General features: G+C 68.7%; 10 protein-coding genes and 1 pseudogene. 4 read left to right on the top strand and 7 right to left on the bottom strand.

The window, feature by feature from the left end; genetic code table 11:
- Positions 1 to 17: 17 nt before the first annotated feature.
- From ACPPVO_RS43645 to ACPPVO_RS43660, 4 genes are all read right to left on the bottom strand, one after another.
- Positions 18 to 1298 (bottom strand): IS701 family transposase, encoded by a 1281-nt coding sequence (locus ACPPVO_RS43645; RefSeq protein WP_426514763.1) that lies wholly within the window; start codon positions 1296 to 1298, stop codon positions 18 to 20.
- 938 nt (positions 1299 to 2236) lie between these two features.
- Positions 2237 to 3367, bottom strand: a complete 1131-nt coding sequence (locus tag ACPPVO_RS43650) for a lactonase family protein (RefSeq protein WP_426504426.1) — start codon at positions 3365 to 3367, stop codon at positions 2237 to 2239.
- 57 nt (positions 3368 to 3424) lie between these two features.
- Positions 3425 to 3643: a hypothetical protein gene (locus tag ACPPVO_RS43655; RefSeq protein ID WP_426504427.1), complete on the bottom strand. Its 219-nt coding sequence runs from the start codon at positions 3641 to 3643 to the stop codon at positions 3425 to 3427.
- Positions 3640 to 4257, bottom strand: coding sequence for a sigma-70 family RNA polymerase sigma factor (locus ACPPVO_RS43660; RefSeq protein WP_426504428.1), 618 nt, complete (start codon positions 4255 to 4257; stop codon positions 3640 to 3642). Before ACPPVO_RS43660 ends, ACPPVO_RS43655 begins: the two co-directional genes overlap by 4 nt.
- 43 nt (positions 4258 to 4300) lie before the next feature.
- Here ACPPVO_RS43660 and ACPPVO_RS43665 point away from each other — a divergent pair, with 43 nt between their 5' ends.
- Positions 4301 to 4774, top strand: coding sequence for a redoxin domain-containing protein (locus ACPPVO_RS43665; protein WP_426504429.1), 474 nt, complete (start codon positions 4301 to 4303; stop codon positions 4772 to 4774).
- A gap of 164 nt (positions 4775 to 4938) precedes the next feature.
- Positions 4939 to 5841 (top strand): haloalkane dehalogenase, encoded by a 903-nt coding sequence (locus tag ACPPVO_RS43670; RefSeq protein WP_426504430.1) that lies wholly within the window; start codon positions 4939 to 4941, stop codon positions 5839 to 5841.
- Positions 5842 to 5968: 127 nt separating this feature from the next.
- Here the strand turns inward: ACPPVO_RS43670 and ACPPVO_RS43675 are convergent, their stop codons facing one another.
- Both ACPPVO_RS43675 and ACPPVO_RS43680 read right to left on the bottom strand, forming a co-directional pair.
- A complete protein-coding gene (locus tag ACPPVO_RS43675; protein ID WP_426504431.1) occupies positions 5969 to 6586 on the bottom strand; it encodes an integrase core domain-containing protein in 618 nt (205 codons plus the stop codon).
- A 6-nt stretch (positions 6587 to 6592) separates the two neighbouring features.
- Positions 6593 to 6646 (bottom strand): annotated as a pseudogene (locus ACPPVO_RS43680) (hypothetical protein); the annotation flags it as partial.
- Here ACPPVO_RS43680 and ACPPVO_RS43685 point away from each other — a divergent pair.
- The gene (locus ACPPVO_RS43685) at positions 6637 to 6942 is read left to right on the top strand and encodes a response regulator transcription factor (RefSeq protein ID WP_426504432.1); all 306 of its coding nucleotides are present in this window, start codon (positions 6637 to 6639) and stop codon (positions 6940 to 6942) included. The pseudogene ACPPVO_RS43680 and the gene ACPPVO_RS43685 sit on opposite strands and share 10 nt — an antisense overlap.
- Before the next feature lie 151 nt (positions 6943 to 7093).
- Here ACPPVO_RS43685 and ACPPVO_RS43690 read toward each other — a convergent pair whose 3' ends face one another.
- Positions 7094 to 8041 carry a hypothetical protein gene (locus tag ACPPVO_RS43690; protein WP_426504433.1) on the bottom strand — a complete coding sequence of 316 codons (948 nt, stop codon included), beginning with the start codon at positions 8039 to 8041 and terminating at the stop codon, positions 7094 to 7096.
- 460 nt (positions 8042 to 8501) lie between these two features.
- Here ACPPVO_RS43690 and ACPPVO_RS43695 point away from each other — a divergent pair, with 460 nt between their 5' ends.
- Positions 8502 to 9620 (top strand): SPFH domain-containing protein, encoded by a 1119-nt coding sequence (locus ACPPVO_RS43695; RefSeq protein ID WP_426504434.1) that lies wholly within the window; start codon positions 8502 to 8504, stop codon positions 9618 to 9620.
- Positions 9621 to 9650: the final 30 nt, after the last annotated feature.

Below are 9650 nucleotides of genomic sequence, written 5' to 3' on the forward strand. Positions count from 1 at the left end.
CAGCCCGGGTTCGTTATTTAGGCAAGGACATCGATGGTTTGGCGGCGTCGGTAGTGGCTGAGTTTGGCGCGGGCTTGGTGGCGGCGGCGCCAGTCTGACCAGGTCAGCCAGTAGGCGGCGGTCCGGGCGGGCGTGAGGAAAAGTTTGGCGAAAAGGTGCCGGATCTCGTTGACGGTCAACGGGATCAGGTCGTCGGCTGAGTCGTGGACGGCGTGCGCGGTGACGGCGATCGCGGTCAGGATCGCGTGGGCGAGCATGACCAGGGTCGTGTAGCGGTGCCAGGACTTCCAGCGTCGGACCTGGTGCTGGTCCAGGCCGGTCTCGCCTTTCCCCGCCTGGAAGCATTCCTCGACCATCCACCGGATCCCGGCGACCCGGACCAGGGCAGCGAGGGCGACCGGCTCCGGGGAGAAGCAACGGTAGTAGGCCAGCTCCCCGTCGCTGATTCGGCGGCGGACCAGCAGGGCGTGCTGCCCGGGCTGTTCCGCGGCCGGGGCGATGATGGAGATCCAGGCCCAGTCGTAGTCCCGTTCGCCTTTCGCGCCGGCGCCTGCTGAGAGCCGCTGCCAGGCCCTGGACGGGAGAAGATCCGCGATCACGGTGTCGGCGCGGACGTCCCCGGCGGTGGCGATCACGATGTGGTGGCTCTTGGCCACTGCCAGGACGTACCCGATCCCGCGGTGCTGCAGATCTTTGCGGAGTGCCTGGTCACCGCCGTATGCCTCGTCCGCGGTGACCCACGCGGCCGGGATCCCGGCGTCGAATGCGCGGGCGAGCATCCGCCGGCCGAGGACCGTCTTGGTGGCGAATCCGACGTCGTCCGGGACACCGGCTGCGGCGCACCGGGCGGGGTCGTCGGTCCAGCTGCGCGGGAGGTAGAGCTCCCGGTCGATCAGCGCCCGCCCCGCCAGGGTGGCGTAGGCCAGGAATACCGCGACCTGCGCATTCTCGATCCGCCCGGCGGTTCCGGTGTACTGCCGCTGGACCCCGACCGTGTGAACGCCCTTCTTCAGGTCACCGGTGTCGTCCAGGACCAGGACGCCGCGCGGGTCGCCCAACGTCGCCGCCACATACCCGCGCACGTCGTCGCGGACCTTCCCCGCATCCCACACTGCCTCACCCAGCAGCCGCTGCATCCGTTGCGGTGAAACGTCTCCGGCCTGCTCAGCCAGAGACCAGCAGTCCCGGGAGTCCACATCGGACAGCAACCCGAGCAGAAACGTCCGGGCCTGTCTGCGTGGTTCGACCCGGCCGAACCGGCCCGCGATACACGCGAACCCCGAGTCGAACTCCTCGATCCACCCAGCGACGTCTACGCTGTGCCCAGCGGCCGTCGCGCGTTCTTCATTTGTCTTCACAAACCAGTGATCATCACGCGGCGGCCGTCATCATGCCCGCTGACGCGCCGATCAGCACTGCACCCGTCCAGCTCATCGCCAGCCATCTACGTCTCGAACCGGGGCTGGAGTACTAGGCGATCGTCGAGCGCTAGTACTGGTGGTTGGCCACGGCGCGATGGAGAACTTCAGCTGCGTGGTCAACGCTGGACCACGGCGTACAGGCGGCGCCGCTCGACAGCCGGAACCAGCTGTTCGAGTGCGGCTGGTCGTGGGGCATCGTGACGAGCGCGCCGGGCGTCACCGAGGTGGCCCCCTATCTGTACTTCACCGGCGGATCGGATAGACGGCTATAAGACCCTCACCCGAACGGGTGGTGCGAGGGTGAAATTGGGGGCTGCTGAAGGAAATTGGGCGATCTGGCCGACGCCGCTGTGGTGCCCGTGGCCATTGCTGCTCGCAGCATCCCCCAAGGTGTTTGCACAGGTCAGCAGCGCACAGCACCTGCGAGTCCCGGCCGCAGATCCCGGCGCCGAACACCCCGTACCTCGGCTGCGTACGAACACCGTCTGGCCGCTGGATCCTCCAGTTGTCCACCGACCTGTTCGCCGCCTTCGGGGCGCTGCCAGCCAGCCCGGTTCTCGTCGCTCAGAACGTCATCCTCCGTTGCTACGTCAAGTGGCTGCCGCTGCGGAACACCCCGGCCGCTCAGCGGCGACGCAATGACCCTGGCTTCGTAAGGCCAACGTCCGATGTGCGGTCGCCTCGGACACACAGCCAGAGGCGCCCGACCCGCGTTCCCGCAGGCCAGGCGCCTCGCAAAGCTGTGGGTCCGAAGGGACTCGTACCCCTGACGTTCGTAGGCTGGGCGCGTCAGTTTGGTAGGCGGGCGCCGGCGGTCAGTTGGCGGCGATACCTTCGCCGCCGGCGGAGTGGGGCACGGTGACCGATCCGGCGGCGGTCAGCGAGCCGTCGGCGTTGATCTGGTAGGCGTCGACGGTGCCGTTGGCGCCGGTCTGGACGTAGAGGTGCCGGCCGTCGGAGCTGGCCGTCGCGTCGACGGTGCCGGGGTCGGTCGGGGTTGTGCCGAGTGCGGTAAGGGTGCCGTCCGTGCCGGTGCGGTAGGCCGAGACCGTGCCGCTGCCGGCGTTGGAGAGATAGAAGGTGCCGTTGGCGAAGACGATCCAGCAGGTGGCGGCCTGGCCGGTCGCCGCGTTGTCTAGCGCGCTGATCGTGCCGTCGTGGTGCAGGTCGAACGTCGCCACGGCGTTCGGGCCGGCCTCGGCGACCGCGAGGCGTCCGCCGCGGTCGAAGGCGGCAGCGAACGGTACCCCTCCGGCCTCGACGTTCACCACCGGAGTGCTCGACAGGCCGCCGAAGCGGTTCACCGCGAACACGTCGACGGCATTCGTGCCGGCTTTCGTGGTCACGAGCAGTTGCGAGCCGTCGGGGCTGAACGCGACCTGCCCCGGGGTGTGCGTGAACTCCGGCGTGGCGGCGGGATCGAGGCCGAGAGCCCGGTGCCACGACGGTATACGCATCAGCCGGGAACCGAGGCGCTGGAAGCCCTGCACGGAGCCGCCGTCGCGGGCGTTGAGCACGTAGACGAGGTCGCCGTGGATCGCGACGCTGACCGGGAACTCGCCGCCGCTGCCGATCACCTGCAGTCTGGTGAGCCTGGTGCCGGACACGCCGAACACGGTGATCGTGTCGCTGCCCGCGTTCACGGCGTACAGCAGGCCCTGCGCGCGGTCCAGGGTGAGCGCGCCCTGCGACGCGAGCCGGTCAACCACCGCGCCGCTCAGCGCGCCGCCGTCGCCGCCAGTGGCATAGGTACCGGTCGGCCGGAGCGCCGAGTCGTACGCGAGGATCGCGTTGCCGTCGGGCGCGTTGGTCTGGACGAAGAACCCGGACCGAGATCCAAACGGTGCATCGGACCCTGAACTGGACGGTGACTCTGACGCTGCGGCCGGCCCGGCGAACGCGAACGTCGAGACCAAGGCGGCGCCGGCGATGACGATGGACTTCATGGTGCTCCTCAGGTTGGCGGTGATGACACAGGGTTCGTGTCCGCCGACCCGACGGCCTTACGGCGTGTCCGCGGTTCGTAACAACTCCAGCAGCCCGTCGAGGTCCGTGCCGCACGGGTCACATGCCCGCAGGTGCGCGGCCACCCCGGGATAGCGTTCTTCGGCCGTGGTCGGGTCACCGGCGACGAGCTCCGCGTACACGTGCAGGACCTCCATCACCTGATCGCAGCCGACATCGCGGGGGTCCGTGCACAGGAAGACGTCCAGCTCGTTCATGCGCGTCCCTCCTCCAGATAACCCTTAGCGACGAGCGCGGCACGCAACTTACCCCGAGCGTCGAACAACGTCTTGTAGATCGCGTTGCGGTTGGTGCGCAACGCGATCACCAGCGCGTCCAGCGGTACCCCGTTGAGCACGATCGCCACGAACACCCTGCGCTGCCGGTCGGTCAGATCATGGTTGACGGCGTGTCGGAGCGCCTCGAGCAGCTCACGCCACTGCGACCGCTCGGCGGGGTCGACGCCGAGCACGTCCGGCAGTCGCTCCCAGTCCTCGGTATCCATCGGTATGCTCGGCCGCTGCCAGAAATGCCGGCCGATCTTCGCCGAGACCTCGAACATCACGAACTTGTACGCCCAGGTCGTGAACCTGCTCTCGCCACGAAACGTGGCCAGCTTGGCCAGAACCGTAACCATAGCGTCGGCGGCCGCCTGATGGGCCAGGTCGTCGAGCTCTGCACCGCTTACCCGCAACTGCCCCGAGCGGCGGCTCACCTCGCTCCGCGCGGCCCGCACCAACAACTCGTGCAACCGCCGCTCGCCGGCCTCGCGGACCGCCCCGGTAGCGCCGAGCTCCGCCAGCCACTGTGCGGATACGTCGTCGAAAGCCACCATGTGAGCGTAAGACCGCGCGACCGCCCGCCACTAATGGGGCATGACGCTGCTGTCGCCCGGGGACGTATTCCCCGCTCTCACACTCACCACCACCGACGGTGAACTGACCCTGCCCAGCGCCTTCGACGGCGACTTCGGCGTTGTGCTGTTCAACCGGGGTGCCTGGTGCCCGTACTGCACCGCACAGCTGCGAGCCTTCCAGCGCGCGCTGCCGAAACTCGCCTCGGTCGGCGCCAGGGTCGCCGCGGTCTGGGTCGACGACGAGGCCACCACGAAGGACTTCATCGAACAGCACACCATCGAATTCCCCATCGGGTACGCGGCGGACGCCGCCGCCGTCGCCGAGGCAACGGGCGCCTTCGTCAACCCCGACCCGATCTACCTGCAGTCCACCGGCTTCGTACTCGACCCCAACGGCAAGGTCCTGGTCAGCGTCTACTCCAGCGGCGCGATCGGCCGGCTTGTCCCCGACGACGTCGTCGGCATGATCCGGTATCTGAGGGTGCACCAATAACCGGCGGAGGTCCGGTCCTTGCCCCTATTCTGTTGATCAGCGACCCGGCACCTGTGGCACGCGACAGGGTCACCGTGGACGCCCATTGACCGCGCCGGCGAACGGTAGGAAACCGAACGGCACAGGGCATTCAGCCGCATACCGCGATGTGCCAGGCTGCTTGTATGCGTGTGCTGCGGACCCCTGATGAACGGTTCGACGACCTGCCCGGCTTTCCCTATCACCCGCGGTTTGTGAGCGTCGGCGATGATCTGCGGATGGCGTACGTCGAGGACGGCCCGGCTGACGGCGAGCCGGTGCTGCTGCTGCATGGCGAGCCGAGTTGGTCGTTTCTGTACCGGAAAGTGATGCCGGTGCTGGCCGCCGCCGGGTTGCGTGCGCTCGCCCCGGACCTGATTGGCTTCGGCCGCTCGGACAAGCCTGCCGACATCGCGGATCACACCTACGCCCGGCACGTGGAGTGGGTACGCCGGTTCGCGTTCGACGCGCTCGACCTGACCGGCGTCACGCTGGTCGGGCAGGACTGGGGCGGGCTCATCGGACTGCGGCTGGTGGCCGAACATCCGCAGCGTTTCGCGCGGGTCGTGGCAGCGAACACCGGCCTGCCGACCGGTGCGCAGCAGATGCCGGAGGTGTGGCTGCGCTTCCGCGACACAGTGCGTGCCGCGCCCACCCTCGACATTGCGCGGCTCGTGCGCGCCGGCTGCCGGACGGACCTGCCCGCTGAAGTACTCGCCGCATACGAGGCACCGTTCCCGGATGAGCGCTTCAAGGCCGCTGCCCGCGCGATGCCCGGCCTCGTCCCTACCACGTTGGACGACCCGGCCAGCGCCGCTAACATCGCCGCCTGGGAACGGCTGTCCACTCTGGACATCCCGCTCCTGGTGGCGTTCAGCGACGGCGACCCGATCACCGCGGCGATGGCCCCTGTCCTGCGTCAGGCGATGCCCGGCGCCGCCGGCATCGATCATCCGGTGATCGGGGGCGCCGGACATTTTCTCCAGGAGGACGCCGGTGAGCACCTCGCCAGCGCGATCGTCGACTTCATCCGCCGGCACGACAGGTAACCGGCATCCCTGTAGGGGATCAAAACTCCGACAACTATGGTGACCCTGCTGCTTCGTGCAGGCGCTACGCGGCTCGCTCGTACTCGTTGATCAGGCCGTTCAGGATTGGCTTTCGGCGTATCTGGCGCTACTCGTTCAGGTCGATGACGGTGGCTGGTGGGCGTGGCGGTGTCAGGTTCAGGGCCCGGTGCGGTCGGCTCTCGTTGTAGTGCCTGACGTACTCGGCCAGGACGTGGCGCAGGTGGCGTTGGCCGAATATGAGTATCCGGTCGGTGAGCTCGCTTCGTAGTGTTCTTACCCATCGCTCGGCATAGGCGTTCGCCCGCGGGCAGCGGGGTGGCGTTGGGATCACTTCGATGCCGGCGTCAGCGAAGACCGCGTCGAACATGCTGGTGAACTGGCCGCCGCGAGCGCGGATGAGGAACCTCAACCGCTCGGTACGCTCACCGAGGTGCATCATGAAGTTGCGGGCCGCCAGCGCGGTCCAGGCCCCGTCGGGATTGCTGGTTGTACCGAGGACGTGCACGTAGCGGGTGCCGACCTCGACCACGAAGAACACGTACACCCGCTTCAGGGTGACCGCGCAGTCGACGTGCATGAAGTCGCAGGCAAGCATCGTCCCGGCTTGGGCGCGCAGGAACTGCCGCCATGTGGCCTGCGAGCGCTGCGGCGCGGGTGGGATGCGTCGTCCGCGCAGTAGTCGCTGGATCGTGGCGCGGCTGACGTGGTGCCCGAGCTTACGCAACTCGCCCTGGATCCGGATGTAGCCCCAGGAAGGGTTCTCGGCCGCGAGTCGTGCGATCAGATCGGCGAGTTCGCCGTTCGTGCGAGGTCGGCCGCGGCGGTTGGGGTAGGTCCATCGAGGCCTACGTACGCCAGCCCCAGGCCGGCACCGCGGTACCCGGCGCCGACACCCTGACGCCGCGCGAGGTTGAGGTCTGGCGGCTGGTGACCGCGGGCCGGTCCAACGCGAAGATCGCCGCGGAGCTGTTCCTCGGTGAGGCCACGGTCAAGACCCACGTCTCTCGACTCATCACCAAGCTCGGCGCCCGCGACCGCATTCAACTCGTCGTGCTTGGCTTCGAAAGCGGCCTCCGCTGACGGATCCACCGGGTTTGTGCGTCGTCAACCAACGCTGCGGGCCACCGCCGGGCACACAGTTGAGGCTGTTGTGAATGTCGACGTGGCGCAGGTTCCCGAACTCGTGGTCGACAACCGCATCCGGGCCTACCGGTAGCCGGCGGTCACCGCGCTATCCCATTGCGTGTAGCGTCTCACGGTCGTGTTCGGCGGCGGCGAGCCGGGCCAGCAGCTCGGCTCGGGCTTCGAGCCTGGTGCGGAGCTTGTCGATGATGGCCATCGCCTCGCGGGCGTTGGTGCCGGCGGTCATGATCGCCTGGGTGACGCTGTAGTGAAGTCGCCGCTGCCCGAATTGGATTTCGGGGAAGCGCGGTAGCCGTACCGACACGTCCGGCAGCTCCGGCATGGATTCGTCGATGTCGGCCAGCTCGTCGCGGAGCAACGCCAGCCACTCGGCTGCGTACACCCCGCCCTCGGCGACCTTGTCGAGTTGATCGATGACCGTCTGCGAGATCGAGTGGTAGGCGCTGCCGGGAGTCCGTGCGTCCCAGCGCGAGGCGAACTGGGCCTTGGTGATCCGGTCGCGAAGCTCGTCGAGGTAGTTGTTGGCGTTGCCGGCGGCGCTCAATGCCTGCCGCACCTCGCGCAGCTCGCCGCCGAGCCGGCCGCGAAGCTCCGCGTTGGCCACGAGCGCGGCGCCGCGCGGGTGGCCGGACTCGGCGAGGTAGCGCTCCTTGGCCTCCAGCGCCGCGGCGTGCTCGGCGGGGGCGGTCGCGAGCCTCGCCAGCTTGTCGCGGGCGGCGAGATGCTCGGCGCGCACCGTGTCGAAGCGCGCCTTGGCCTCGCCGACCTGGTAGCGGACCGCCTCCATCTCGGCACGCTCCCGAGCCAGGGCGTCTGCCCGGCCGCCGCGGACCGACGAGAGCAGCCGGGTCAGCGACGGCCTCTCGAGCGCGTCGACGTCCGCCTGTTCGTCGTCGAGCCGGTTGCGCAGGAGGGCGAGCTCGTCGCCGGCCGCGTCCATGCGGGCACGGAGCTGCTCTGCGAGGCGGGTGGTCGAGCGAAACTTGTGCAGGGCCGCTGTCGCGGCGGCCAGTCGCTCCTCGATGCTGTCGTTCACCGGCCAATTCGACCATCACCGCGCAAGTACGCGGGGCGCTGCGCGCCGTGACCGGGCGAGTGATGGCGATCAGTGACGTCCACGTCGGAATACGCCGTGCAACAGTCGGGTCGCCAGAAAGCGGTTGGCTTCCACGGCTGGGCCTGCGCATCGCCGAGAACGGTGCTCGCCGCTGCGGCCGTTGACAACCGCAGCCCTTCCCCGCAGGCAGCATCGTCGGGCACCCGACGTATCAGGGGAATACGTGCTGGCACTGTTGACCGGGATCCGGGCCTGATTCTACCTTGAGCGCATTCCCGCCCGATCCCGGCGGGCCGGCCCGATGGACGATCCTCCATGCCGGGCGTCAGCGCGCCGCCGGCCTATTCGCAACTGGGCTTCCCGACGCGACGGGCGGGCAACTGACGCTGACCGCTGAGGTCGCCGTCGCGCAAAAGATCATCGGAGACAAGGGGGGGACGTGGGACTCTGGGACAAGGTCAAGGGCGAGTTCATCGATATCATCGAGTGGCTCGACGACAGCCGGGACACGATCGTGTGGCGGTTCCCCCGGTACCAGAACGAGATCAAGATGGGTGCCAAGCTCGTCGTGCGGGAGTCGCAGGTCGCGGTCTTCGTCAACGAGGGTCAGATCGCCGACGTGTTCGTCCCGGGGACGTACACGCTGCAGACGCAGAACCTGCCGATCCTGTCCACGCTGAAAGGCTGGAAGTACGGCTTCGACTCGCCGTGGAAGGCCGAGGTCTACTACGTCAACACGCGGCAGTTCACCGACTTCAAGTGGGGCACGCAGAACCCGGTCATGATGCGCGACGCCGAGTTCGGCATGGTGCGGCTGCGCGCGTTCGGCGCGTTCTCGATGCGGGTCGTGGACCCGGAGAAGCTGCTGCGCGAGCTGGTCGGCACCGACCCGCAGTTCCGTACCGAGGAGGTGCAGGAGTTCCTGCGCCAGCTCATCGTCGGCCACCTGGGCCCGGCCCTGGCCGCTGCGCAGGTGCCGGTGCTCGACCTCGTCGCCCAGCAGCTGGTCATCGGGCAGAAGCTCGCCGGGGTGCTGAGCGAGGAGCTGACCGGCTACGGCGTGCACATCCCGAAGTTCATCATCGAGAACATCTCGCTGCCGCCGGAGGTCGAGGAGGCCCTCGACAAGCGCACATCCATGGGCGTGCTGGGCAACCTCGACCAGTACTCGAAGTTCCAGGCCGCCAACGCGATGCAGGACGCCGCGAACAACTCCGGCGGCGCCGGAGAGGGCTTCGGCCTGGGCCTGGGCATGGCCGCCGGCCAGAGGATGGCCAACGCGATAAACCAGCCGCCCGCCGCGGCGCCGCCGATGAGCCCGCCGCCCGCAGGGCCGCCGCCGCTGCCCCGGCAGGACCAGTGGTACGCCGGCGTCAACGGCCAGCAGGCCGGCCCGTTCGACCTGGCCGCGCTCGCCGCGCAGGCGCACAGCGGCGCCGTCACCCGCACCACGCAGGTGTGGAAGAACGGCATGCCGCAGTGGACCGCGGCCGGGCAGGTGCCCGAGCTCAGCGGTTTGTTCGCCTCCGTCCCGCCGCCGTTGCCCCCGCAGGGCTGAGCCATCCACGACCATCAGCGCAGCTCGACT

It is taken from the genome of Dactylosporangium sp. McL0621 (assembly GCF_049995355.1).
In the GTDB taxonomy this organism is placed as follows: domain Bacteria; phylum Actinomycetota; class Actinomycetes; order Mycobacteriales; family Micromonosporaceae; genus Dactylosporangium.